The sequence below is a fragment of the Pseudomonas sp. ES4 genome (genome assembly GCF_050586665.1).
Classification (GTDB): Bacteria; Pseudomonadota; Gammaproteobacteria; order Pseudomonadales; family Pseudomonadaceae; genus Aquipseudomonas; species Aquipseudomonas frederiksbergensis.
In genome coordinates this window covers 82419-107956 of sequence record NZ_JBOBDO010000016.1, presented here as the reverse complement: position 1 = coordinate 107956, position 25538 = coordinate 82419, and the positions used below count along the sequence as shown (strand labels likewise).

Annotated in this window: 21 protein-coding genes and 1 riboswitch; of the genes, 14 read left to right on the top strand and 7 right to left on the bottom strand. The window is 60.6% G+C overall.

Annotated features, from left to right (window positions below):
• Nucleotides 1-6: 6 nt before the first annotated feature.
• From ACQ4OB_RS18295 to ACQ4OB_RS18285, 3 genes are all read right to left on the bottom strand, one after another.
• Nucleotides 7-819: an aldo/keto reductase gene (locus ACQ4OB_RS18295; protein ID WP_102615340.1), complete on the bottom strand. Its 813-nt coding sequence runs from the start codon at nucleotides 817-819 to the stop codon at nucleotides 7-9.
• Complete coding sequence (locus tag ACQ4OB_RS18290; RefSeq protein WP_074873120.1) at nucleotides 816-1991, bottom strand: NAD(P)/FAD-dependent oxidoreductase; 1176 nt, start codon at nucleotides 1989-1991, stop codon at nucleotides 816-818. Before ACQ4OB_RS18290 ends, ACQ4OB_RS18295 begins: the two co-directional genes overlap by 4 nt.
• Before the next feature lie 278 nt (nucleotides 1992-2269).
• Nucleotides 2270-2602: a DMT family transporter gene (locus tag ACQ4OB_RS18285; protein ID WP_008027887.1), complete on the bottom strand. Its 333-nt coding sequence runs from the start codon at nucleotides 2600-2602 to the stop codon at nucleotides 2270-2272.
• Between the two features lie 103 nt (nucleotides 2603-2705).
• Here ACQ4OB_RS18285 and ACQ4OB_RS18280 point away from each other — a divergent pair, with 103 nt between their 5' ends.
• Both ACQ4OB_RS18280 and waaA read left to right on the top strand, forming a co-directional pair.
• On the top strand, nucleotides 2706-3608 hold the full coding sequence (locus ACQ4OB_RS18280; RefSeq protein WP_074873123.1) for a LysR family transcriptional regulator: 903 nt from the start codon (nucleotides 2706-2708) through the stop codon (nucleotides 3606-3608).
• A gap of 11 nt (nucleotides 3609-3619) precedes the next feature.
• Nucleotides 3620-4900, top strand: a complete 1281-nt coding sequence (gene waaA, locus ACQ4OB_RS18275) for a lipid IV(A) 3-deoxy-D-manno-octulosonic acid transferase (protein WP_074873126.1) — start codon at nucleotides 3620-3622, stop codon at nucleotides 4898-4900.
• 56 nt (nucleotides 4901-4956) lie between these two features.
• On the opposite strand, the gene ACQ4OB_RS18270 is transcribed toward waaA, so the two are convergent.
• Nucleotides 4957-6396, bottom strand: coding sequence for a TolC family outer membrane protein (locus ACQ4OB_RS18270; protein WP_430956166.1), 1440 nt, complete (start codon nucleotides 6394-6396; stop codon nucleotides 4957-4959).
• A 192-nt stretch (nucleotides 6397-6588) separates the two neighbouring features.
• Nucleotides 6589-6694: riboswitch (TPP riboswitch) on the top strand.
• Between the two features lie 163 nt (nucleotides 6695-6857).
• On the opposite strand from ACQ4OB_RS18270, the gene thiC reads away from it, so the two are divergent.
• A complete protein-coding gene (gene thiC, locus ACQ4OB_RS18265) occupies nucleotides 6858-8747 on the top strand; it encodes a phosphomethylpyrimidine synthase ThiC (protein WP_074873133.1) in 1890 nt (629 codons plus the stop codon).
• 140 nt (nucleotides 8748-8887) lie between these two features.
• Nucleotides 8888-10180 (top strand): putative hydroxymethylpyrimidine transporter CytX, encoded by a 1293-nt coding sequence (cytX, locus tag ACQ4OB_RS18260; RefSeq protein ID WP_430956165.1) that lies wholly within the window; start codon nucleotides 8888-8890, stop codon nucleotides 10178-10180.
• On the opposite strand, the gene ACQ4OB_RS18255 is transcribed toward cytX, so the two are convergent.
• Complete coding sequence (locus tag ACQ4OB_RS18255; RefSeq protein WP_430956164.1) at nucleotides 10149-10895, bottom strand: RsiV family protein; 747 nt, start codon at nucleotides 10893-10895, stop codon at nucleotides 10149-10151. The genes cytX and ACQ4OB_RS18255 overlap by 32 nt on opposite strands.
• Nucleotides 10896-11124: 229 nt before the next feature.
• Here ACQ4OB_RS18255 and ACQ4OB_RS18250 point away from each other — a divergent pair, with 229 nt between their 5' ends.
• The 9 genes from ACQ4OB_RS18250 to ACQ4OB_RS18210 all read left to right on the top strand — a co-directional run bounded on the left by ACQ4OB_RS18250 (nucleotide 11125) and on the right by ACQ4OB_RS18210 (nucleotide 20535).
• Nucleotides 11125-11742 carry an NUDIX domain-containing protein gene (locus ACQ4OB_RS18250; protein WP_074873142.1) on the top strand — a complete coding sequence of 206 codons (618 nt, stop codon included), beginning with the start codon at nucleotides 11125-11127 and terminating at the stop codon, nucleotides 11740-11742.
• Nucleotides 11733-12185: a DUF1249 domain-containing protein gene (locus ACQ4OB_RS18245; protein ID WP_074873145.1), complete on the top strand. Its 453-nt coding sequence runs from the start codon at nucleotides 11733-11735 to the stop codon at nucleotides 12183-12185. The genes ACQ4OB_RS18250 and ACQ4OB_RS18245 overlap by 10 nt, the downstream gene beginning before the upstream one ends.
• Before the next feature lie 104 nt (nucleotides 12186-12289).
• Nucleotides 12290-13105, top strand: a complete 816-nt coding sequence (gene cpdA, locus ACQ4OB_RS18240) for a 3',5'-cyclic-AMP phosphodiesterase (protein WP_074873149.1) — start codon at nucleotides 12290-12292, stop codon at nucleotides 13103-13105.
• A gap of 186 nt (nucleotides 13106-13291) precedes the next feature.
• Entirely contained in the window at nucleotides 13292-13900 is a 609-nt protein-coding gene (locus ACQ4OB_RS18235; protein ID WP_008153348.1) for a YqiA/YcfP family alpha/beta fold hydrolase, read from the top strand.
• A 55-nt stretch (nucleotides 13901-13955) separates the two neighbouring features.
• A complete protein-coding gene (gene parE / locus ACQ4OB_RS18230; RefSeq protein ID WP_074873155.1) occupies nucleotides 13956-15860 on the top strand; it encodes a DNA topoisomerase IV subunit B in 1905 nt (634 codons plus the stop codon).
• Nucleotides 15860-16849, top strand: coding sequence for an esterase-like activity of phytase family protein (locus ACQ4OB_RS18225; protein WP_074873158.1), 990 nt, complete (start codon nucleotides 15860-15862; stop codon nucleotides 16847-16849). Before parE ends, ACQ4OB_RS18225 begins: the two co-directional genes overlap by 1 nt.
• A complete protein-coding gene (locus tag ACQ4OB_RS18220) occupies nucleotides 16846-17370 on the top strand; it encodes a retropepsin-like aspartic protease family protein (protein ID WP_430956163.1) in 525 nt (174 codons plus the stop codon). Before ACQ4OB_RS18225 ends, ACQ4OB_RS18220 begins: the two co-directional genes overlap by 4 nt.
• 7 nt (nucleotides 17371-17377) lie before the next feature.
• Nucleotides 17378-19645: a DNA topoisomerase IV subunit A gene (parC, locus tag ACQ4OB_RS18215; protein ID WP_074873163.1), complete on the top strand. Its 2268-nt coding sequence runs from the start codon at nucleotides 17378-17380 to the stop codon at nucleotides 19643-19645.
• 176 nt (nucleotides 19646-19821) lie between these two features.
• The gene (locus tag ACQ4OB_RS18210) at nucleotides 19822-20535 is read left to right on the top strand and encodes a PqiC family protein (protein WP_074873166.1); all 714 of its coding nucleotides are present in this window, start codon (nucleotides 19822-19824) and stop codon (nucleotides 20533-20535) included.
• Nucleotides 20536-20784: 249 nt separating this feature from the next.
• Here ACQ4OB_RS18210 and ACQ4OB_RS18205 read toward each other — a convergent pair whose 3' ends face one another.
• Nucleotides 20785-22329 (bottom strand): AhpA/YtjB family protein, encoded by a 1545-nt coding sequence (locus ACQ4OB_RS18205; RefSeq protein ID WP_430956162.1) that lies wholly within the window; start codon nucleotides 22327-22329, stop codon nucleotides 20785-20787.
• 135 nt (nucleotides 22330-22464) lie between these two features.
• Between ACQ4OB_RS18205 and serB the strand changes: the two genes are divergently transcribed.
• Entirely contained in the window at nucleotides 22465-23679 is a 1215-nt protein-coding gene (serB, locus tag ACQ4OB_RS18200) for a phosphoserine phosphatase SerB (protein ID WP_008153333.1), read from the top strand.
• A 34-nt stretch (nucleotides 23680-23713) separates the two neighbouring features.
• Here the strand turns inward: serB and ACQ4OB_RS18195 are convergent, their stop codons facing one another.
• Nucleotides 23714-25492 carry a molecular chaperone gene (locus tag ACQ4OB_RS18195; protein WP_430956161.1) on the bottom strand — a complete coding sequence of 593 codons (1779 nt, stop codon included), beginning with the start codon at nucleotides 25490-25492 and terminating at the stop codon, nucleotides 23714-23716.
• Nucleotides 25493-25538: the final 46 nt, after the last annotated feature.

The following is a 25538-nucleotide window of genomic DNA, read 5'->3' as shown; positions in this document are numbered from 1 at the left end:
GCGGCATCAGTTTCTACGAAGGACCTGGGCAACGGTCGCAACGTTATGGGCGAGGTGCAGCGGATTGATGGTCCCGACAATAGCACTGGCGACACCCGGGTGTTCAAACAACAACTCGAAGCTGGCGCGAACCGGGTCCACCCCCGGGCTCAGGCAGACATGACCGCTGGCGAGGGCTTTTTTGACGAGAATGGCTTTGCCGTGAGCAGCAGCATAGTCAATGACCGGCTTCTCGTTCTGTTCGTTCAGATTGTAGGTGACCATCGCGCAATCACCTTGTTCCAGAGCCTTCAAACCGCCTTCGACGGTTTTGCCGGAAAAACCGAAGCCGCGAATCTTGCCTTCGCTCTTGAGCGCCGCGAGGGTCGCATAGACTTCACTGTCGTTGAGGATCGCCAGGTCGTTGCCGTCGGAGTGCACCAGCACCAGGTCGATGAAGTCCGTTTCCAGGCGTTGCAGGCTACGTTCCACCGACATCCGGGTGTGGGCGGCGCTGAAGTCGTGATGGGACTGGCCATCGGCAAACTCTTCGCCGACCTTGCTGACAATCACCCAATCCTGACGCTGACCCCGCAGCAATGGGCCGAGGCGTTCTTCGCTACGGCCATAAGCCGGAGCAGTGTCGATCAGGTTGATGCCCAGGTCGCGCGCCAGTTTGAGCAGCATGCGCGCTTCGTCGTCATCGGGAATCTGAAAACCGCTGGGATATTTAACGCCTTGGTCGCGGCCGAGTTTTACCGTGCCCAGGCCCAGGGGGGAAACCAGCAGGCCGGTGCTGCCCAGCGGGCGATGCAGATCGTGCAAGGTCGGTTGGCTCATGGCAGCAGTTGCTCCCAGGCAGGGACGCCCATCGGCGGTTTTGGCAGCTCGGGCAGCGGCGCCGGATGGCTTGGCTGGATGCCGTCGCGCTGCAAGGACGCGATGACGCGATCAGCAAAGTCCGGAGCCAACGCCAGTTTGGTCGGCCAGCCGACCAGCAGCCGGCCTTCTTCGGCAAGGAATGCATTGTCGGGACGGGTCAGTCCCGATTGCAGTGGCTCGGCGCGATCCACCCGAAGGGTGGCCCATTGCGCTGTGCTCAGGTCGATCCATGGCAGCAACTGGCCCAATTCTTTTTGCGCGGTGGCGATTTGCTCGGCGGGTTCGCGGGCGACCCCTTCGGCTTCAGCGATGTCACCGCCCAGATACCAGACCCATTGACCATCGGCGGCAGGATGGGTGGTCACGGTAATGCGCGGCTTGGTGCCGCCGCCCAGGCAGTGGGCATACAGTGGTTTGAGGCCCGGACCTTTGGCGATGATCATGTGCAACGGCCGGCGTTGCATGGCAGGTTGGCTCAAGCCCAGGGCTTCGAGCAGCGCTGCCGTCCCGGCACCGGCGCTCAAGACGATGCGCTGGGCGCGAATCTCGCGCTCGTCGACCTTCAGGCCGACCAGTTTTCCATCCTCCAGCAACGGTTCGATGTTCTGGCCGGCGAGCAGGCCATCACCCGCCAGATCGGCCAGGCGCCGGATCAGGCTCGGCACGTCGATCACCAATTCGGCCAGACGATAGACCTTGCCCTTGAAACGCTTGTCTTGCAGGGCGGGCGGCAGTTGCTCGCCCTTGACTTGATCGACGCGGCCGCGCACCGCTTTGCTGGCGAAGAAACTGGTGAGATTGCCGGCGATCGTGCCGGGGGACCACAGGTAATGGGCTTCGGACAGCAGGCGCACGCCGCTCAGGTCCAGTTCGCCGTCACCGGCCAGGGCTTCGCGCCAGCGCCGAGGCATGTCGGCGATGGCTTCCGAGGCGCCGGTCAGGGCGCCATGCAAGGCGTACTTGGCGCCGCCATGGATGATGCCTTGGGATTTCACGCTTTGCCCGCCACCGAGGCTGGCGCTTTCCACCAGCACGGTCGAAAAACCCTGGCGGCGCAGGCGCGCATTCAGCCAGAGGCCGGCGACACCAGCGCCGACAATCAGAACGTCGGTGGAAATAACGGATGGCATGCAGCGACCTCAGTGTTCAAGACGAGGGCGCAGTATACAGACTCGAAGATTGGAGGTTTTGCTGGCGATCAATGTCCTCTTGGCTGCGCAGGCTCCTGTGGCGAGGGGGCTTGTCGGAACGCCGCATCGCCCCGTTGGGCTGCGAAGCGGCCCCAAAACCTGCAACCGCATTTGTTCAGGCACACCGCGACAACTGGATTTACGACTGCTGCGCAGCCGAACGGGGCGATGCGGCGTTCCGACAAGCCCCCTCGCCACAGTGCAATGCACTTCGAACTTTAATGCCCGGCAGTCTTGGAGAAGAGCTGGATGACGACGACGCCCAATACGATCAATGCCATCCCCAGCATGGCCGGCACATCCAGTTTCTGCCCGTAGATAAACAGCGCCGCGACACTGACCATCACGATTCCCATGCCGGCCCATACCGCATAAGCCACGCCGACCGGAACGCTGCGCACCACCAGCGTGAGCATCCAGAAGGCGATGCCATAACCGACGATAACCAGAATCAGCGGCAGCGGGGTGCTGAAGCCTTTGACCGCTTTCATCGAAACGGTGGCGATCACTTCGGCGCAGATGGCAATGGCCAGGTAGTAGTAAGCGGTCATGGGTGCATCCTCGTGTGAAGTGTTGCTTTCTGAGGTCGGCATTTTAGAGATTCCCCAGATGCGGTAAAGTCATTACCTATCTGTTTTGAAGATGGGTTGAGCCATGAACACGCAATGGAATCTGGAGCAGCTGCGGCTGTTTGTCAGCGTAGCGGAGCAGCGTTCGTTTTCTGCGGTAGCGCGGGATCAACGCAAGGCGCAGTCGGCAGTCAGCAGTTCGATTGCGCTGCTGGAAGAGGACCTGGGCGTCAGCCTGTTCGACCGTAGCAGCGGCCGTCAGCCGAAACTCACCGAGGCCGGTCACGCGTTGCTGGACGAGGCGCGGGAAGTGCTGCGCCAATGCGAACGCCTTAACGGTCGGGCGCTGGCGATGATGCGCGGCCAGGAGGCGCGTTTGCGTGTGGCCCAGGATGAGGCGATGCCTTATCAGCCGATCATCGAAAGCTTCGAAGCCCTGGCTGAACAATTTCCCAGCCTTGAAGTGCAACTGACCAGTGCGGCCCAAGGCGATGTCGCGCGCAAACTGGTGGAGCGTCGGGCCGATCTGGGGTTGCTGTTCTATCACGACCAGATTCCCGAAGCGCTCGAGCGCCGGGTGTTGGGCAGCGTTGAAATGGTCACGGTGTGCGGCGTCGGCCACCCACTGGCGCAACAGGCCCGGGTCGATTGCCAGCAACTGGCGCAGCATCGACAGTTGCTGATGTCCACGCAGTCGAGTGTCTATCCCGGCAGCGAACCCGCCAGCCCGCAAGTCTGGCGGGCCGACAGTTTCTACGTGATGGCTGAGTGGCTGGTGCGCGGCCTCGGCTGGGCCTGGCTGCCGCGTCATGTGGTGCAGTACCCGGCGTATCAGGATCTGATGGTCGAGCTGGACAGCGAATGGACCCCGCCAGCGCTGGTGGTGGAGCTGGTCTGGCGCCGTGATGAGCCTCTGGGGCCGGCGGCTCGTTGGTTGGCGGAACGTTTTGCCGTGCACTTGCAGACGATCGGTGAAAAAAGCCGATAAACTCCGCCGCCATGAATAGAACTCTCTACACCGCGCTGTTTTACCTGGGGCTGCCATTGGTAGCGATTCGGCTGTGGCTGCGGGCGCGCAAGGCGCCGGCGTATGCCAAGCGCATTGGCGAACGTTTCTCCCTCGGGTTACCGACGATGAAAACGGGCGGCATCTGGGTGCACGCGGTGTCGGTGGGCGAAAGCATTGCCGCGGCGCCGATGATTCGCGCTTTGCTGCAACGTTATCCCCAGTTGCCCATTACCGTGACCTGCATGACCCCGACCGGTTCGGAGCGCATCCACGCGCTGTTCGCCAATGAACCGCGCATCCAGCACTGCTATTTGCCTTACGACTTGCCTTGCGCCGCGAAGCGATTTCTTGATCGGGTCCAGCCGAAACTGGCGGTGATCATGGAAACCGAGCTCTGGCCGAACCATATCCATCAGTGCGCCAGGCGCGGGATTCCCGTGGCCCTGGCCAATGCGCGACTGTCCGAGCGTTCCGCCAAGGGTTATGGCCGCTTCGGCAAACTGACCCAGCCGATGCTCGCCGAGATGAGCCTGTTCGCGGTGCAGACCGAAGCCGAGGCCCAGCGCTTCCGCGATTTGGGTGCGCGCCCGGAAACCGTCGAAGTGACCGGCTCGATCAAGTTCGACCTGACCATCGACCCGGCACTGCTTGAGCGTGCCGCCGAGTTGCGTGCGCAATGGCAGGCGCAGGAGCGCGCGGTGTGGATTGCGGCCAGTACGCACGAAGGCGAAGACGAAGTAGTGCTGGCGGCTCATCGTCAGTTGCTGGCCAATCATCCCGATGCATTGCTGATTCTGGTGCCGCGCCATCCTGAGCGTTTCAATACGGTGTTCGAGCTGTGCAGGCAACAGGGTTTCGCCACGGTGCGTCGCTCCACTGGCGACCCGGTTACCGCGCAAACGTCGGTGCTGGTGGGCGACACCATGGGTGAGTTACTGTTTCTTTACGCGTTGGCTGACAGCGCGTTTGTCGGCGGCAGCCTGGTGCCGAACGGCGGGCACAACCTGCTGGAGCCGGCGGCTCTGGCCAAACCGGTATTGAGCGGGCCACACCTGTTCAATTTCCTCGAGATCGCCGCACAACTGCGCAGTGCCGGGGCGTTGCAGGAAGTGGAGGATGCCGAAGGTCTGGCGCTGGCGGTGCAGCGGCTGTTCGAATTGCCGAGCGATGCGCAACGGATGGCGCAGGCGGGGTTGAAAGTGATGCGCACCAATCAGGGCGCGTTGCAGCGATTGCTGGATGGGTTGGGGCGGTTGATCGACAAGTCCTGAATCTGTCGCTGATCCATTGTGGAGAGGGGGCAAGCCCCCTCGCCACAGGTTTACCTTTACTGCGTTGGATTGGCTTTGAGTTGCTCCGCCGCAGCCTTCGCCAGGTCCGGCGGCAAGAAGTCTTTATCCGGGTTGTAATCAGCCTTCAGATAACGCGCCAGGTCCTGCAAGTCCCCCGGGTTCAACGTGCCCGCGGCCTGTTTCAAGCGCAGGTTGTCGAGGATGTAGTCGTAACGCGTGTTGTTGTAGTCGCGCACCGAGGTGTACAGCTGACGCTGGGCATCCAGTACGTCGACGATGTTCCGTGTGCCCACCTGATAACCGATTTCGGTCGCTTCCACCGCGCTCTGGTTGGAGATGATCGACTGCTTGCGCGCCTGCACCTGCTCGACGTCGGTGTTCACCGCGCGGTGCAGGTTGCGGGTGCTTTCGACGATTTGCCGGCGCAGGGCTTCACGTTGCTGTTCGGACTGATCCAGCTGGGCATACGATTGACGCACCTGGGAATTGATCAGGCCGCCGCTGTAGATCGGGATATTCAGTTGCAGGCCCACGGTCGTTTGCTCGACGTTGCCACTGTAAGGTTGGGGGAAGACACTCGGGTTGCTGAAGCCCAGGGCATCGTTATCGCCTTTCTCGTACTTCGCCACGGCGTCCAGGGTCGGCGCGTGGCCGGCCTTGCGCTGCTTGAGGGTTTCTTCGGCGGCGCTGACGGCGTAGTTGCTGGCCAACAGATTGAGGTTCTGCCTGGCCGCCGTATCGACCCAGGATTTGGCGTCGTTCGGTGATGGCGGCAGAATCGGCAGGGTGTGGACAATGCCCTGAATCGAGTTGTACTGACGGTTGGTCAGGGTGATCAGGGCTTCGAACGCATCATCCACCTGACGCTGCGCGACGATCCGGTTGGCCCGCGCGGTGTCGTAACTGGCCTGGGATTGCAGCACGTCGGTCTTGTCCGACAGGCCGACATCGAAGCGCTCGTTGGATTGATCGAGCTGGCGTTTGAATGCGGCTTCCTCGGCCTTGGTCGAGGCCAGGTTGTCCTGGGTGCGCAATACGTTGAAGTAGCTTTCGGCGGTCTGCAGGATCAGGTTTTGCTGGGTCGCCGAGAGTTGCAACGCGGCCTGTTCATTAACGTCCTTGGCAGCCTGGAACTGGAACCAGCGATCGGCCCGGAACAGCGGTTGCGCCAGCGTTGCCTGATACGAATGAGCATTGCGGGTAAAGGTGGACGCAGGCTGATCGATCGACGTGCGCACGTTAGCCACTTCGGCACCGCCAGAGAGGTTCGGCAGCAGCCCGGCGCGAGCCTGGGGCACGACTTCTTTCTGGGCGCCATATTGGGCGATGGCGGCAGCAAGGTCGGCGTTATTGTCCACCGCTTCCTGGTAGACGCTGACCAGATCGGTTTTGGTCGATAAGGGCGCTTCTGCTGCCCAGGCCATTCCATTGGACGCACAAGACACGGCAACGGCCAGTGAGAGTTTGCGCAGCATGAGGCCATCCCTAAAAAATTACGCTGATAATTTGAGCGCCAAGGCTACGGCGCGGCCCATACAGCGTCAAGGCGCGGTATGGCGTAGCGAGTGTAGTTGTGCGCAACGACCGCAACAATCCTGTAATTGCGCCATTCATCACGGTGTTTACCGCGGTGTTGGCGTTCTTTGCCGGTTGTGTCTAGACTGGCCGGGTTCTTGTCGGGGTGCCTTGCTATGAGGCTGAGATCGAATAATTTCGGATCCCGTTGAACCTGATCAGGTTAGCGCCTGCGTAGGGAACAAGATTTCTCGTCACCCGGCGAGTCCTCTTGTGCTTCGTCCGGGATGTTGTTCGACAATCGAACACCCCTCGAGCACTGAGCACAGCACAGCTGGTTTCCCCAGCGCACGTGCGTCCATTCGTTTACAGGTTCGCTCCGACAAAAATCCACTGCCTGGATGTGTCTGGAGAGCCCGTGATGACGATAAAACTAAAAAACACTACGAACCTGAGTGATTCGGCCCAAGTCGATCAGCAATCGGTTCAGCCGTTTACCCGCTCGCAAAAAATCTACGTTCAGGGCTCCCGCCCGGACATCCTCGTGCCGATGCGCGAAATCAGCCTTGATGTAACCCCGACCGACTTCGGCGGCGAGGTCAACGCGCCGGTCGTTGTGTACGACACCTCCGGCCCTTACACCGACCCCAACGTCATCATCGACGTACGCAAAGGCCTCGCCGATGTGCGTTCGCCGTGGATCGAATCCCGTGGCGACACCGAGCGCCTGCCAGGCCTGAGTTCCAACTTCGGCCAGGAACGCCTCGCTGATGAAGAGCTGACCAAGCTGCGTTTCGCTCACGTGAACAACCCGCGCCGGGCCAAGGCCGGTGCCAACGTCAGCCAGATGCACTACGCGCGCAAAGGCATCATCACCGCCGAGATGGAATACGTTGCCATCCGCGAGAACATGAAGCTCGAAGTGGCTCGCGCCGCCGGCCTGCTGGACCAGCAACACGCCGGTTACAGCTTTGGCGCCAGCGTGCCGAAAATCATCACCCCTGAATTCGTCCGTGAAGAGATCGCCCGCGGTCGCGCGATCATTCCGGCCAACATCAACCACACCGAACTGGAACCGATGATCATCGGCCGTAACTTCCTGGTGAAGATCAACGGCAACATCGGCAACAGCGCCTTGGGTTCGTCCATCGAAGAAGAAGTGGCGAAACTGACCTGGGGCATTCGCTGGGGTTCGGACACGGTCATGGACCTGTCCACCGGCAAACACATTCACGAAACCCGCGAGTGGATCATCCGTAACTCGCCGGTGCCGATCGGTACCGTGCCGATCTATCAAGCGTTGGAAAAAGTCGGCGGCGCTGCCGAAGACCTGACCTGGGAGCTGTTCCGCGACACGCTGATCGAACAGGCCGAACAGGGCGTCGACTACTTCACCATCCACGCCGGCGTGCTGTTGCGCTACGTGCCGCTGACCGCCAAACGCGTGACCGGTATCGTTTCCCGTGGCGGTTCGATCATGGCCAAGTGGTGCCTGGCGCACCACAAAGAGAACTTCCTCTACACCCATTTCGAAGACATCTGCGAAATCATGAAGGCCTACGACGTCAGCTTCTCGCTGGGCGATGGCCTGCGTCCGGGCTCGATTGCCGACGCCAACGACGCGGCGCAATTCGGTGAGCTGGAAACCCTCGGCGAGCTGACCAAGATCGCCTGGAAACACGACGTACAGTGCATGATCGAAGGCCCGGGCCACGTGCCGATGCAGTTGATCAAAGAGAACATGGACAAGCAGCTGGAATGCTGCGACGAGGCGCCGTTCTATACCCTCGGCCCGCTGACCACGGACATTGCGCCAGGCTACGACCACATCACCTCGGGTATCGGTGCGGCGATGATCGGCTGGTTCGGTTGCGCGATGCTTTGCTACGTGACGCCGAAGGAACACTTGGGGCTGCCGAACAAGGATGACGTAAAGACCGGGATCATCACCTACAAGATCGCCGCGCACGCCGCCGACCTTGCCAAGGGCCATCCGGGCGCGCAGATCCGCGACAACGCCTTGAGCAAGGCGCGTTTCGAATTCCGCTGGGAAGACCAGTTCAACCTGGGCCTCGATCCGGATACCGCTCGTTCGTATCACGATGAGACCCTGCCGAAGGATTCGGCCAAGGTCGCGCACTTCTGCTCCATGTGCGGACCGAAATTCTGCTCGATGAAGATCACTCAGGAAGTCCGCGAATATGCGGCCAACCAGCGCATCGAAACCGTCGACGCCGAAGTCGCCCAGGGATTGGCGGAACAGGCCGAGCGGTTCAAGCAGGAAGGCAGTCAGCTGTACAAGAAGGTTTGATCCTGTACTGATCGTTCCCACGCTCTGCGTGGGAATGCAGCCCGTGACGCTCCGCGTCACTGGACGCGGAGCGTCCCTAGAGGCATTCCCACGCGGAGCGTGGGAACGATCACAACAAATGCCCCTCTGAGATAACACCCTTGAGCATTCAACCCAGCACGTATTCCCCTGATATCGCGGTGCCCCAAGACAAACGTGTCTTCGGCGGCCGCGATCTGTTTTCCCTGTGGTTTTCCCTCGGCATCGGTCTGATGGTGTTGCAGACCGGCGCTCTGCTCGCGCCAGGCCTGGGCCTGTCCGGTTCGCTGCTGGCAATCTTCCTCGGCACGCTGGTCGGCGTTTTGCTGCTGGCCGCCGTCGGCGTGATCGGCAGCGACACCGGTCTGTCGTCAATGGCCGCGCTCAAACTCAGCCTCGGTGCAAAAGGCGCGAGCCTGCCGGCCGTGCTGAACCTGCTGCAACTGATCGGTTGGGGCTCGTTCGAAATCATCGTCATGCGCGACGCCGCCAGCCTGCTCGGTGCGCGGGCGTTCAGCGAAGGCAGCCTGCTGTCCAATCCACTGCTGTGGACTGTGTTCTTTGGTGGTTTGGCGACCTTGCTGGCCGTCAGTGGTCCGCTGACATTCGTGCGACAGATCCTACGCAAGTGGGGCATCTGGTTGCTGCTGGCCGCGTGCATCTGGCTGACCTGGAACCTGTTCGCCAAAGCTGATCTGGCGGCGTTGTGGGCACAGGCTGGCGATGGTTCGATGCCGTTCGCCGTGGGCTTCGACATTGCCATCGCCATGCCGCTGTCGTGGTTGCCGCTGATTGCCGATTACTCGCGTTTCGGCAAGCGTGCGAAAAACGTGTTCGGCGGTACAGCGATCGGCTTCTTTATCGGTAACTTCTGGCTGATGAGCCTGGGCGTGGCCTACACCCTGGCGTTCGCGCCGAGCGGAGAAGTGAATGCCTTGCTGTTGGCATTGGCAGGTGCCGGTTTGGGGATTCCGCTGCTGCTGATCCTGTTGGACGAGTCGGAAAACGCCTTCGCCGACATTCACTCGGCGGCCGTTTCCAGCGGAATACTGCTGCGCTTGAAAGTTGAGCATCTGGCACTGGCGATTGGCGTGATCTGCACACTAATCGCCTGCCTGGCGCCGCTGGCCCAGTACCAAAACTTCCTGCTGTTGATCGGTTCGGTGTTTGCGCCGCTGTTCGGCGTGGTGCTGGTGGATCACTTCATCCTGCGCAAGCGCAGTGCTCGCGTGGCGTCAGCCGTATTGCGCTGGCCGGCGTTGCTCGCCTGGTTGGGCGGGGTGAGTACCTATCATTTGCTGGCCAATCTGTATCCTGACATCGGCGCAACCCTGCCGTCGCTGATCCTGGCAGGGCTGCTGCAACTGCTGCTCGGTCGAGCCTTCAGCTACGGCCGGGAAACAGCTCGGGCTTGAGAATACCGTTCAGGCGCGGGTAGGGGATCTTCAGTTCGACGTGGCCCAGCGCGTATGGCGCGATGGTGCTCACTTCGTACTTGAGGATCACCCCGCCGTACGTCAGCGCAATGTTTTGGGTTTTGACGAAGGGCCAGCTCTTCACGAACTCTGGCTCCTGATCAAGCTTGGTGCTGATCAGCCAGCTGTTGTGCGCTACTTGCGCCGCTTTCCAGAACGCTTCTTCCTGCCCCGGGACCAACATGTCCGACAGCGTCAGCACTTTATGCTGCTGGCGTGAATAGTTGATGAAACTGCGGCCCGGCGTGCCATGGGCACCGCCAGTGTCCAGGTAGCTGGAAAATTCGACGATCACCAAGCCGTCATGCTGCTCACGTACCTTGGCTTGCAAGTAACTGCTGTTACGCGGGCCGGCACTGCTCAAAAACTGCTCGCGATACGCGGCCAGCGTCGGCGCCACCGGGGCGTCGGGCGAGGTGCGAGTCAGTTGCAGCAGGCGTTTTTCGACGATGCCGTCAAGCGCAGGTTCGGCAGGGAAGCGCAGCGTATCGATGTTAACCAGCGGGCAGTCAGCGGTTGTGCAACCCGGTTTCAGCTGTTCGGATGCATCGCGGGTAGTTTCCAGCGGCGTCCGATAGTTGGGTTGGAACAAACTCTGGCAGGCGCCCAAAGTCAGGGCGATTGCAGCCACGGAGGCGATTTTAAAAAGCGACATGGGCGTCCTTCATGAAACTGGGAAAGGCAAAAAGTTATCCGCTTCGACTCTCAACGAAGCAGTCAGTTCGCCACTAAGCTGATTAGAGTTGGTTTTGCTCTCACCGTCTATCCCGCTGACTGGAAAGGGGCTGCATCAAACATCGCGGGCGCGTTAGGATGGCGCGAAGTCGAGGTTGCAAGTAACAAAAAGGAGCCTCATAACGGATTTGCAGTAAACGAGGATAGTCATGACTGATTTTGCCAACGCCGTTCCGACCGCCGTTGATATCGTTCGGCGCGAAAAGTGCTACGAGGGTTTCTACAAGCTCGATCGTGTGCACTTGCGCCACGAATTGTTCGCCGGGGGCATGAGTCGCGAGATCAATCGTGAAGTGTTCGTTCGCCACGATGCGGTGTGCGTGCTGCCGTACGATCCGCAGCGCGATGAAGTGGTGTTGATCGAGCAGTTTCGCGTCGGCGCCATGAGCAAAACCGACAATCCATGGCTGATCGAACTGGTCGCCGGTCTGATCGACAAGGATGAGGTGCCGGAAGAAGTTGCTCACCGCGAAGCGCAGGAGGAAGCTGGGCTTGTGTTCGGGGCGCTTTGGCCGATGACCAAATATTTTCCATCGCCGGGCGGCAGCAATGAATTTGTGCACTTGTACCTGGGGCGCTGTGACAGTGTAGGGGTCGGTGGCCTGCATGGGCTGGAGGAAGAAGCAGAAGATATCCGCGTCACGGTCTGGGCGTTCGAAGATGCCTTGCAAGCCGTACGCGACGGACGAATTGCCAACGCGGCCAGCATCATTGCCTTGCAATGGTTAGCTTTGAACCGCGTTGAAGTGAGGGGGTTATGGTCGTAAACAAGTTGCGCGATCGCTATAGGGTCGACCTGGTGGGGCTGCAAGCCTCCTGCGAGGCCAACTACGCGCGCCTGATGCGATTGCTGCCCGACATGCGCAACGAACCGGAGGCGCGGCGCATAGCCGTGACCCACGGCGAGCAGATGCTCGGCGTACTGGCCCTCGAAGTCCTTCAAGTCTGCCCGTACACCACAACCCTGCAAGTACGCCAGGAACACAGCCTGCCGTGGCTGCCGGTGCCGCAACTGGAAGTTCAGGTCTATCACGACGCGTGCATGGCCGAAGTGGTCAGCGCCGAACATGCACGACGCTTTCGCGGCATCTATCCTTACCCGAATGCCTCAATGCATCAGCCGGACGAAAAGGCCCAGCTGAATATGTTCCTGGGCGAGTGGCTGAGCCATTGCCTGGCCTGCGGACACGAGTACGCGGTGGTGCGGTAGCGGTAGATGTGAACTGCGTCAGGTTCACAGGTTTCCCCTTTTGATCATCCCCCAGCATAATTGCGGCACTCATCCATCCCGTGATTCAGCCCTGGGAGAACGCCTTGCCGAGCGTATCCACTTTGACCACCGCCGATCCGGCGTTGCTGGTGCAACTGTCCGACAGTCATCTGTTTGCCGAAACGGACGAAACGTTGCTGGGCATGAATACCCGGGACAGCCTGCAAAAAGTCATCGAGCTGGTGCGGCGTCAGCAGCCGCAGATCGACTTGATCATTGCCAGTGGCGATCTTTCTCAGGACGGGACGCTGGAGTCCTATCAGCAGTTTCGTGACCTGACGCGGCAACTCGATGCGCCGGCGCGCTGGATTCCCGGCAATCATGATGAGCCGCAGATCATGGCGCAGGCCGCCGTGCAGAGTGCGTTGCTGGAGCCGGTGGTGGATGTCGGTAACTGGCGCGTCACATTGCTCGATTCGGCCGTACCGGGTTCGGTGCCGGGGTATTTGCAGGATGAGCAGTTACAGTTGCTGGTCCGCTCGTTGAGCGAGGCGCCAGAACGGCATCATCTGGTGTGCTTGCATCATCATCCGGTGTCGATCGGGTGTGCGTGGATGGAGCCGATCGGATTGCGCAATCCAGACGCATTGTTTGCCGTGCTGGATCGGTTTGCGCAGGTGCGCGCTGTTTTATGGGGGCATGTGCATCAAGAGATCGATCAGGTTCGCAATGGCGTGCGGCTGATTGCCTCGCCTTCGACCTGTATTCAGTTCGAACCGGGCAGTGATGATTTCAAGGTCAGTGACCAGGCGCCGGGGTATCGGTGGTTGCGGCTTTTGCCGGATGGTCAGCTGGAAACCGGCGTGGAACGCGTTACCGGTTTCGACTTCCAGATCGATTACGGCTCCAACGGTTACTGAACTCTCAGAAAGACCGCGGCGCGGCCATCGCGAGCAGGCTCGCTCCCACATTGGAATGCATATCCCTGTGGGAGCGAGCCTGCTCGCGATGGCGTCCGCCAAGACAACCTGGTTCCCACGGATATCCCCGATCCCCCCGACTCCCTGTAAACTCCGCCTTCTTTACCTGACGCACAGGGAGCTCAAATGTCTGGTTCGATCCTTTATATCCACGGTTTCAACAGCGCGCCTTCGTCTAAAAAGGCCACGCAGTTGGTACAAGTAATGGAACGTCTGGGCTTGAGCGATCAGTTGCGCGTCCCGGCCTTGCATCACCATCCGCGTGAGGCCATCGGTCAGCTAAACAAGGCGATTGAGGAGCTTGGGCGGCCACTGCTGGTCGGCAGCTCACTCGGCGGCTACTATGCGACTCACTTGGCCGAGCGCCATGGCCTCAAGGCCCTGTTGATCAACCCTGCCGTCAGCCCGCACCGGATGTTCGACGGGTATCTGGGGACGCAGAAAAACCTGTATACCGATGAGGCCTGGGAATTGACCCACGACCACGTGACGGCCTTGGCCGAGCTGGAAGTGCCGGCGCCCCAGGACCCGCAGCGGTATCAGGTATGGTTGCAGACCGGCGATGAAACGCTGGACTACCGCCTCGCCCAGCAGTATTACCGGGCCTGTGCCTTGCGCATCCAGGCCGGCGGCGACCATAGCTTCCAGGGTTTTGCCGAGCAATTGCCGGCAATGCTGAGTTTTGCCGGCATCGGCGCAGATTTGTATCAGGCGATTGATTTCACTGCTTTGTGAACCGTCGCCCCTATTTTCAACGAACACTCTTTTTACAGGCGGACGACGAGACCCCATGGCCACTCCCAGCGCTAGCTCTTATAACGCAGACGCCATCGAAGTCCTCTCGGGCCTCGACCCGGTGCGCAAACGCCCCGGCATGTACACCGACACCAGTCGGCCCAACCACCTCGCCCAGGAAGTCATCGACAACAGCGTCGACGAAGCCTTGGCCGGGCACGCGACCTCGGTGCAGGTCATCCTGCACGCCGATCACTCCCTGGAAGTTAGCGATGACGGCCGTGGCATGCCGGTGGATATCCACGCCGAAGAAGGCGTGTCGGGCGTCGAGCTGATCCTCACCAAGCTCCATGCGGGCGGCAAGTTTTCCAACAAGAACTACCAGTTCTCCGGCGGTCTGCACGGGGTGGGTATTTCCGTGGTCAACGCCTTGTCGAACGAAGTCCGGGTGCGCGTAAAGCGTGACGGCAACGAATACCAGATGACTTTCGCTGACGGTTACAAGAAAACCGAGCTGGAAATCATCGGTACCGTCGGCAAGCGCAACACCGGTACCAGCGTGTTCTTCGCCCCGGACCCGAAATACTTCGATTCGCCGAAATTCTCCATCAGCCGCCTCAAGCATGTGCTCAAGGCCAAGGCCGTTCTGTGCCCGGGGCTGCTGGTCAGTTTTGAAGACAAGGCCACCGGCGAGAAAGTCGAGTGGCATTACGAAGACGGCCTGCGCTCCTACCTGGTGGACGCGGTCAACGAATTCGAGCGCCTGCCTGACGAACCGTTCTGCGGCAGCCTGGCCGGTAACAAAGAAGCGGTCGATTGGGCGCTGTTGTGGTTGCCGGAAGGTGGCGACAGCGTTCAGGAAAGCTACGTCAACCTGATCCCGACGGCGCAGGGCGGTACCCACGTCAACGGTCTGCGCCAGGGCTTGCTCGATGCGATGCGCGAGTTCTGCGAATTCCGCAGCCTGCTGCCACGCGGCGTGAAGCTGGCGCCGGAAGATGTCTGGGAACGCATCGCTTTCGTGCTGTCGATGAAGATGCAAGAGCCGCAATTCTCTGGCCAGACCAAAGAGCGTCTGTCGTCCCGTGAAGCGGCTGCATTCGTGTCCGGTGTGGTCAAGGATGCGTTCAGCCTGTGGCTCAACGCCAACCCGGAAACCGGCATGTTGCTGGCAGAGCTGGCGATCAACAACGCCGGCCGCCGTCTGAAGGCCAGCAAGAAGGTCGAGCGCAAGCGCATCACCGCGGGGCCGGCACTGCCGGGCAAACTCGCCGACTGCGCCGGGCAGGACCCGATGCGTTCCGAGCTGTTCCTGGTGGAAGGTGATTCCGCCGGCGGTTCTGCCAAGCAAGCGCGAGACAAGGAATTCCAAGCGATCCTGCCGTTGCGCGGCAAGATTCTGAACACCTGGGAAGTCGACGGCAGCGAAGTGCTGGCCAGCCAGGAAGTGCACAACATCGCCGTGGCCATTGGTGTCGATCCGGGTTCGGCAGATATCGCCCAGCTGCGTTACGGCAAGATCTGCATCCTCGCCGACGCCGACTCCGACGGTCTGCACATCGCCACGTTGCTGTGCGCGTTGTTCGTCCAGCATTTCCGCCCGTTGGTGGATGCCGGTCACGTCTACGTCGCGATGCCGCCGTTGTACCGAATCGACCTGGGCAAAGAGATTTACTACGCCCTGGACGAAGCCGAGCGCGATGGCATCCTCGATCGCCTGGTGGCCGAGAAGAAACGCGGCAAGCCGCAGGTCACACGATTCAAAGGCCTGGGTGAAATGAACCCGCCGCAGCTGCGCGAAACCACCATGGACCCGAACACTCGGCGTCTGGTGCAGTTGACGCTGGAAGATTTCGACGCAACCTCGGAAATGATGGACATGCTGCTGGCGAAGAAACGCGCCGGTGACCGCAAATCCTGGCTGGAATCCAAAGGCAACCTGGCCGAGGTTCTTGGCTGATGCGGGTTGGCTTTGCCCTGGCGTGTGCGTTGCTTCTGACCTCGATTTCGGCGGTTGCCGAGCCGGTGCCGGAACTGCGCCTGTTGTCCGAGCATCCCGTTGAAGGTATGCGCGGCGGCAACCTGTCAGGGTTGGCCCAGTGCGGTAATGACCTGTGGACGGTATCGGATCGCGACGACGACCAGATTTACCGGCTCGATACCCGCGACAAGGTATGGCAGGCCGAAACCGTGGCCATTGGCGTACCACCGGTGCCAGACAGCGGTTTGCCCTGGGGCTTGCGTTCACGAACCTGGGTGGCGTCGTTTGTCCGTGGTGGGGATCTGGACTTTGAAGGCATCACCTGCGACAGCGCCGGTAATCGCTACCTCGTCAGCGAATCCCATGCCGCGATTCTGCAAGTGCCACCCGTTGGGCCATCGTCCTGGCTGAAAATCTCGCCGATGCTGATTCGCGAAGCCCGGGCCAGCGGCATGCTGTTGCACTTCAATGCGTTGTTCGAGGGTCTGGCGATCAATCCGGCGGGTGATCAATTGTGGCTCGCCTCTGAGCGTCAAAGCCGTGGCTTGTTGCTGATCAAGCGCAAACAGACGGTCTGGGATTGCGATGGTGGCTGTGTGTTGCTGAGCGAAGCCGGGAAAGAAATGCAGCCGGCGCCGTTTCCCCGAGCCAAAGCGGTGACCCGAGACTTCGCCGACCTGTCGCTGTTCAACGGCAAGCTGTTTACCCTTGAGCGCAACGCCTACCAGATCTGCCGCCGTGATTCGGTGACGGCCAAGGTCGAGCGCTGCTGGTCCTTTGCTGATGAAGCCTTGCAGGTGCAGCGCCGCTATTCAAATCCCTACGGCCTGACCGAAGCGTTGATTGTTGACGCCGAGGGCGCGTGGATTGGCACTGACAACAACAACGATGCCCGCGCCGATGGCGAGGAACGGCCGATCGTCTGGCGCTTTGCCGCGCCTGAAGGTGGCTGGAGTGCCAAGTCATGAGTCAGCAGCCGCCAGGCAAACGCGTCGGTCGGGTGTTAATGGTGCTGGCCTGGTGCGCGGCGCTGTTTCTGGCCACTCGATTTTTCGGCGAGTGGGAAGCGCGTCAGCAGAATCCTAATATTGTGGTCAGCTCGGAGCAGGGCGAAGGTTTTATCGAGGTGAAACTGGCCAGTAACAACCAGGGTCACTTCGTCGCCAGTGGCCAGATCAACGGCCAGTCGGTGGATTTCATGCTGGATACCGGGGCGACCGATGTGTCGATCCCGGCGGAAATGGCCGAACGGCTGAAACTGGAAAAAGGCTTCGGGGTGACCCTGAGCACAGCCAACGGTCGAGCCCAGGGTTATCGAACCCGCATCGAGCGCCTGCAACTGGGCGACATTGTGCTGCGTGATGTGCGCGCCCTCGTCGTGCCGGGCCTGGATGGCAAGCAAGTGCTGCTCGGAATGAGCGCGCTGAACAAACTTGAATTTACCCAGCGCGGTGGCACCATGCTGCTGCGCCAGACAACGAACCGATGAGGCCCGCATGAGCGACTCCCTTGATCTCAGCCTGGACGGTGTAGAACGCCGGTCACTGGCTGACTTCACCGAAAATGCCTACCTCAACTACTCCATGTACGTGATCATGGACCGTGCCTTGCCGCATATCGGCGACGGCCTGAAACCGGTACAGCGGCGCATCATCTACGCGATGAGCGAGTTGGGGCTGGACGCCGATTCCAAGCACAAGAAATCGGCGCGTACCGTCGGTGACGTGCTCGGCAAGTTCCACCCGCACGGCGACTCGGCCTGCTACGAAGCCATGGTCCTGATGGCCCAGCCGTTCAGCTACCGCTACACGCTGGTCGACGGCCAGGGTAACTGGGGTGCGCCGGATGATCCCAAATCCTTCGCCGCCATGCGTTACACCGAAGCGCGGCTGTCGCGTTATTCCGAAGTGCTGCTCAGCGAACTGGGCCAGGGCACTGCGGACTGGGGGCCGAACTTCGACGGTACGCTGGAAGAGCCGCTGGTGTTGCCGGCGCGTTTGCCCAACATCCTGCTCAACGGCACCACCGGCATTGCCGTTGGCATGGCCACCGACGTACCGCCGCACAACCTGCGCGAAGTCGCCACGGCTTGCGTGCGTTTGCTCGATGAGCCCAAAGCCACGGTCGAGCAACTCTGCGAACACATCCAGGGCCCGGATTACCCGACCGAAGCGGAAATCATCACGCCTCGCGCCGACCTGCTGAAAATGTACGAAACCGGCAAGGGCTCGGTGCGCATGCGCGCTGTTTACCACGTCGAAGACGGCGACATCATCGTCACCGCGCTGCCGCATCAGGTGTCTGGCGCCAAGGTGCTGGAACAGATCGCGGCCATGATGCAGGCCAAACCGTCGAAAGCCCCGCAGATCGCTGACTTGCGAGACGAGTCCGACCACGAAAACCCGTGCCGGATCGTGATTATTCCGGGCGCACGCAAAAACTTTGACCACGATGCATTGATGACCCACCTGTTCGCCAGCACCGAGCTGGAGTCGAGTTACCGGGTCAACATCAACATCATTGGTCTGGACGGCAAGCCGCAGCTGAAAAACCTGCGCGCGCTGTTGGTCGAGTGGCTGGAATTCCGGGTGCAGACTGTGCGTCGCCGCCTGCAATTCCGCCTGGATAAGGTCGAGCGTCGCCTGCACCTGTTGGACGGTTTGTTGATCGCCTACCTCAACCTGGATGAAGTGATTCACATCATCCGCACCGAGGAGCACCCGAAAGCCGCGTTGATCGAGCGTTTCGCCCTGAGCGAAATCCAGGCCGACTACATTCTCGACACCCGTTTGCGTCAGTTGGCGCGACTGGAAGAAATGAAGCTGCGTGCCGAGCAGGATGAACTGCTCAAGGAACAAGCCAAGCTGCAAGCCCTGCTGGGCAGCGAAGCCAAACTGAAAAAACTGGTGCGCACCGAACTGATCAAGGACGCCGAAACGTACGGCGACGACCGCCGGTCGCCAATCGTCGAACGCGCCGAAGCCAAGGCCCTGACCGAGCACGATCTGCTGCCAAACGAGAAAGTGACCGTCGTCCTGTCGGAAAAAGGCTGGGTTCGTTCCGCCAAGGGTCATGAAATCGACGCCACCGGGCTTTCCTACAAGGCCGGGGACGGTTTCAAGGCTCTGGCGCCCGGGCGCTCCAACCAGTTTGCGGTGTTTATCGACTCCACCGGTCGCAGCTATTCGGTGGCCGCGCACACGCTGCCATCGGCCCGAGGCCAGGGCGAACCGCTGACCGGTCGTCTGACGCCGCCACCGGGGGCGAGCTTTGAATGCGTGCTGATGCCGGAAGACGACTCGCTGTACGTGATTGCGTCCGATGCCGGTTACGGTTTCGTGGTAAAAGGTGAAGACCTGCAAGCCAAGAACAAGGCCGGCAAGGCTCTGTTGAGTCTGCCGAACAACGCGAAGGTCATTCTGCCGCGTCCGGTGGCTGATCGTGAACAGAACTGGCTGGCCTCGGTGACTACCGAAGGTCGCCTGCTGATTTTCAAAATCAGCGACCTGCCACAATTAGGTAAGGGCAAAGGCAACAAGATCATCGGGATTTCCGGCGAGCGTGTGGCCAGCCGCGAAGAATATGTCACGGACATCGCCGTTCTGCCGGATGGCGCCACATTGGTGTTGCAGGCCGGAAAACGTACCTTGTCACTAAAAGCGGACGACCTCGAACACTACAAAGGTGAGCGTGGGCGTCGTGGTAACAAACTGCCACGTGGCTTTCAGAGGGTAGATGCACTGCTCGTCGAAAACCTCAATTAAGCGTCCTAGAGCGCTCGATCTACGATTTAACGCGTAGATCGACGCTTTGCCGCTGGAGTCGGAACGCATATTCACGGATGATATGGCCTTTCAAGCGCCGGCGTGGCCGAGCGTTCTTCACATTTTTTGAGTATTTTCACTGTGGTTAGCCTTGTGGCAACCACCTGGATGGGACGATGACTGCTCTGCGCCTTCCTTTTATTTTGATGCTCGCCGGCGTTCTTGGCCTGGCGGGTTGCAGCGTTCACCAACCGGTGTCGCTGTATCAGCTGGACAGCGGAAGTCCGGCTCAGCCTGCGCAAAGCGCGGGCATGGCGGTATTGTTGGGTCCGGTAACGGTTGCCGATTATCTGCAACGCGAAACATTGTTGCAGCGACAGCCGGATGGCAGCTTGCAAGCTTCGACGGATGGTCGTTGGGCGGGTAGCCTGTCGTCGGATATCGACCAGCTGCTGCTGCGTCAGGTCGCCGGTCATCTGGACAGCCAGCGCGTGGTGCTGGCGCCAGCGACAGTAGGCTTCACGCCGGATGTGCAGGTTCTCCTGACGATTACTCGCCTGGACTCGGGTGAGTCGCAACCGGCGATCCTTGATGCGCAATGGCGTCTGATCGACCGTCGTGGCCAGGTTCGTGATAACCGCATCATTCATCTGCAAGAGCAACATGCGGGTGGGACGGCGGCTCAGGTTCAGGCCCAGGGTGTGTTGTTGCAGCGTCTGGCCCAGCAACTGTCGACGGCGCTGAAGCCGCTGGCGAATCAGCCACCGATCGCCGAGGCGCCACGTAAAGCTCCTGCAAAGCCTGCGGCACCGGCAGCCGGGCAAGACAAACAACCGAAGATCCCGATGGCTTCGCCGATCAGGACCGATATGGAAGTGTTCAGGTTCTAAGCCTGGATTGATCCAGGAACAAAGCCCGCCATGTGCGGGCTTTGTTGTTTCTGCGGGTTGGGGATCTCCTTTGCTGCTGAGGGCCTCATCGCGAGCAGGCTCGCTCCCACAGGGGATATCTGATGCTCACAGAGGATGCGTCCACAGAAGATCCCTGTGGGAGCGAGCCTGCTCGCGATGAGGCCAGGACAGGCAACAAAAAAGCCCGCAGACAATCACTCGTCTGCGGGCTTCTTCACAACAGGGCTATTACGCCCGACGCTCATGCATCCGCGCCAGTTGCCGCTCGAGCATCGACGGATAAGGCTCCATCAGCCGCTCTACGCAACAAGCGCCTTCCGGGCTGGCGATCGGTCGGATTCGTGCGCGCTGGCGGATCAGCGCGTCGTCACCGATCTTGCGCTCCACCAGCAACAGGTTGCGGCTGTGTTGCGACAGGGCCAACGCATCCTGGGCGGATTCGGTCAGCAGCAGATCGATCTGGCTAAGGCCGAACAGCTCGTCACCCAGGGTCAGGCCCAATTGCAATTGCAGGGTGATGCCGCTGTCGGCGACTTCGATCTGCAATTGATGGCCCAGAGCCCGCAACAGCTCACCGCAACAGATGGCGTTGGTCAGGTAGTCGTCGCCGCTGTCTTCGGTGTGGAACAGCATCAGCGTGCTGCCATCGTTCAGGGTGTGCAGTTCGCTCTGGTAGAGCGAGGCGGCCTGATCGAGGCAGTCGCGATAGCGTTTGAGCAGTTCTTCCAGGCGTGTGCGGGGCAGGCGACGCAGCTGATCCTGGGCGCCCAGTTGCACGGCCAGCACTGCGCTGTGCTGCGGCACGTTCGACAGTTGCGGTTTGACTAGCGGTTTCGGCGCGGTCGCCGCTGATTCATCACGCAAGTCGGCAAAGGCATCGTCGTCATCATCGTCGTCATCATCGTCTTCAACGGTGCTGACAATGCGCCGTGGTGCAGGTTTGAGGCCGGCCACAGGCTTGGTTTCATCGAAACTCGGGTCACGCAAATTGCGCACTTCGAAGGTTGGCTCGTTATCGTCCGCGTCTTCGTAGTCGCTTTCGTCGTATTCAGGCTCGGGAGCGGGTTCCGGCTCGGCGGGCTCTGGCGCGAAGTCGGCGTGCAACTGACGGGCCAGATCGCCGATCTCATCCTGACGCTCGGTGGCCGGGGTGTGTTCGTCGATATGGCGCAGCCACACTCGCAATTGCAGCAACGGCGTGGAGATGTGCCGACCCAGGCGCAGGCTCAAGGCCAGGGACAGCGCCAGCAGAATCGCGCTCAAAATGCCCATGCTTTGCAGGCTGATGGTCATCGGCTGCTGGAACTGATCCATGTCCAGGCTGATGCGCAGTTGCCCGGCGGTCACGTCCTGGAAGGTGATCTTGCTCTGGTACATGCCTTCGGCTTCGCCCAGCAGGCTGTGCTTGGGGCGCTGACCGGCTTCGGCGAGGATACGGTTATCCACGCTGTAGATGGCAGCGTGAGCCACCAGCTTGTTTTTGGTCAGGTTGTTGAGCAGCACGTTGAGGCTGAGGATGTCGTTGGACACCAACAGCTCCGTGGCGGACGTGGCCGTCTGCGTGGTCAGGCTTTCGCCCAGCGCATCCGCCTGTTCGTGCATGGCCTGCTTGAACTGCAAACCCATTACGCAGGCGTAGATCACCAGGGCCAGAGCGACCAGGATCACGTTATGGCTGGCGATGCGCAATGCAATCGGTACACGGCGGTGGCGCAGTGCACGGAAGATCAGCAGAAAGAAGTTATCGGTTTTTACTGGCGTGGGCCGGTTCACTTGAGCTCGGCTCTTTTGTCCGTGAAGTTGACGCGCAGTATAGCGACAGGCCCTAGACCGTCAAAGCGCTCACGGTGCCCGATGGTCACTGAATGTAGGTAGAATGCGGTTTTTTTCCACTTGCGGGGGTGCGCCTTGCGCGAAATCGTCCTGATAAACATCACGGGAGTCGACCGTCCGGGTCTGACTGCGGCCATTACCGGCGTTCTGGCCCAGGGTGGTGTGAACATTCTCGACATTGGTCAGGCGGTGATCCACGACACCCTGTCGTTCGGCATCCTGGTTGAAATTCCTGACACCGAGCAAGGCAAGTCGGTGCTCAAGGACATCCTGTTCACGGCGTATAAGCTCGATCAGCAGGTGCGCTTCACACCGGTGTCCGAAGAGGATTACCAGCAGTGGGTTGGCAATCAAGGCAAGAAACGCCACATCGTGACCCTGCTGACCCGCAAAGTGACCGCCGGACAATTGCAGGCCGTGAGTTCGATCACTGCTAAATATGGCCTGAACATCGACCACATCGATCGTCTGTCCGGGCGCATGCCGCTGGACACCCCGGCCGATCAGGGCAAGGGCTGCATCGAGTTTTCCGTTCGTGGTGAAGCGGCTGATCCGCAAGCGCTGCGGGCCGAATTCCTCAGCGTCGCGCAGGAACTGAACGTCGACATCGCCTTCCAGGAAGATTCACTGTTCCGTCGTAACCGTCGCCTGGCGGTGTTCGACATGGACTCGACGCTGATCGAAGCCGAAGTCATCGACGAACTGGCCAAGGCTGCCGGCGTCGGTGATCAGGTGTCTGCGATCACCGAGCGGGCGATGGCCGGCGAATTGGACTTCCGCGCCAGCTTCAAGGAGCGCCTGGCCTTGTTGAAAGGGTTGGACGTCAGCGTGCTGGATTCCATCGGCGCCTCCCTGCGGTTGACCGAAGGTGCCGAAACACTGTTCGCCGAACTCAAGCGTCTGGGCTACAAGACCGCCATCCTGTCGGGCGGCTTTACCTATTTCGCCAAGCAATTGCAGGCCAAGCTGGGCATCGACTACGTGTTCGCCAATGAACTGGAAGTCGTGGACGGCAAAGTGACTGGCGTGGCGGTCGAGCCGATTGTTGATGCGCAACGCAAGGCGGATCTGCTGAAGGAACTGGCGCACAAGGAAGGTTTGCGTCTGGAGCAGACCATTGCGGTCGGCGACGGCGCCAACGATTTGCCAATGCTGGCGATTGCCGGGTTGGGCGTAGCGTTCCGTGCCAAGCCGCTGGTCAAGCAGTCGGCGAAGCAGGCGATTTCCACCCTTGGGCTGGATGGCGTGCTGTATCTGCTGGGTTTCCGGGATCGCGACGGGCAGCTTTAAGTCTCGTATTGACTGACAGGGATCGGCTACTTCCTCAAAGTGTTTTCCACAGCGAATCAAAATCCTCCTCAGCGCCGCTCACCGCGGCGTTGTCGTTTCTGGCTACCTCCAGTGGACGGTAGGCGAACTGATTGAAACTGTTGGTGCTCGCCAGCCGCCGTTCCAGCCCGACTCGACGTTCCTCGCCGTGGGTATTGATCATGACTTTGTTGCCCTCCTGAAAGGGCAGGCGCGGCGCGAGCAAAGTGGCCGGCACGTCGATGGCGCTGATTTGCGGCAGCAACAGGCCGCGCAGGTATTGGCTGTGGTCATCGTGGGTACGCACCAGTTGCAGGCCGCAAGGCTCGGCGCAGGGGGCAACCTGCTCGATACCCATCTGCGTGCCACCGCCGCGCACCTGGCGGATCCAGCGCACCACCGCGATGCTCCAACCCTGACCGGCAGCATCCTCGATACCGACCATCTCACCGGCCTGCAACTCGGCCGGCACTGCGCCAGGCCAGGCCAGGCAGTAACCGCCGGGGCTGTGATTGACCACTGACAGGACATGGGTCGGGAAGTGCTGATTGCGGTCGGACGCTTCGCGACTGTCGTCATTCTGAAGTTGTGGATATTCGATCTCTTCGTAGGGCAATAAAGCGTCTGCATTGCCTTGGGGTGCAGCGTCGAAGGCATGGTGCCATTGGTCCTTTTCCCGGCCGGACACAGGCGTCACCGAAAACTGTGCAGGCCGGGCGCCGGGGTTTTTCAGGATGTCGCTGAATGAGCGTTGCCCACCCAGATAAAAATGCAGCGCGCTCATGCCCAGGCACAGGGTCAGCGTGCCATGGCCCACGGTACGCTGGAAACCGCGCTCGGCCGTCTGGCCCCAGGCGGCATGAAGGTGTTGCAACGTGTCCAGGCTTAATCCCGCCGGCACGGGCAGTGGCGATGAACTGTCATTTTTTTGCAGATGAGCTTCAATTGCCGCGACCAACGGCTGCGGATCGATCCCCAGCAAACTCTCCTGCTGTTCTGCGCGGAACTTGGTGCGGTAACGCGGCCCGGTGTCGAGGTCTTGCGCGACGGCAAACAACCCGGTGGCCGGCATGCCCGGTTGCAGCTTGATCCATCGGCTCCAGGGCTCCAGCACCTCGGCCACCCGGGCTATCTGATGCTGGCGCAGTTGGTTGCAGCGTGAGGCGCCCAGCAGCAAGGCGACCACGTACGTCTGTTCGATACTCAGGATTTGCGTCTGGCTGGCCAGCTCATCGCGCAGGCTCGTGTGCTGGAGCCGGTGCGCGCAGGCGATCCGGTAGAGCTGATGCAACTCCAGCCACAAGCCTTCCGGCACCGGGCAATAGAGTTTGGTCGCGCGAATCAGCGGCCCGTTCAGGCAATGGATCGCCCGTTGCAGCGCCTGGGTCAGCAGCGGCGCACGGTCCTTGCTGAACTTCGGTGTAATGCGCACCACGATCTGTTTATAGCCAATGGCCAAGTGACTTTGCAGCGCCTGGCAGAGGTTGGCGATCTTGCGGGAACGCTCGTCGAGGACAATCGATTGATGCAGGAAATGCTGCTCAAGGTGTTTGCAGACGTAATACACCTCAGGCCGCAGCAGTTCGAGCAATTGCAGGCGATTGTCGCTGGGTGTGAACAGCTGATTGAGTTCGCTCAAGCCTTTATATAGCTGACGAGCGGTTTCACCGATGTTGGCTTTGGGCAGATTGGCGATCCAGCGCTTGAGATCGCGCGGGGTGGCTTCACAGAACGACAGGCGCACCTGCAGCGGAACGGGCGCGCGTAGCAGAAGATGGGGGCTGGTCTCATTCATGCCGTGAAAAAACTCCAACCGGTAAATGGGCAGTGAATGATCTGAC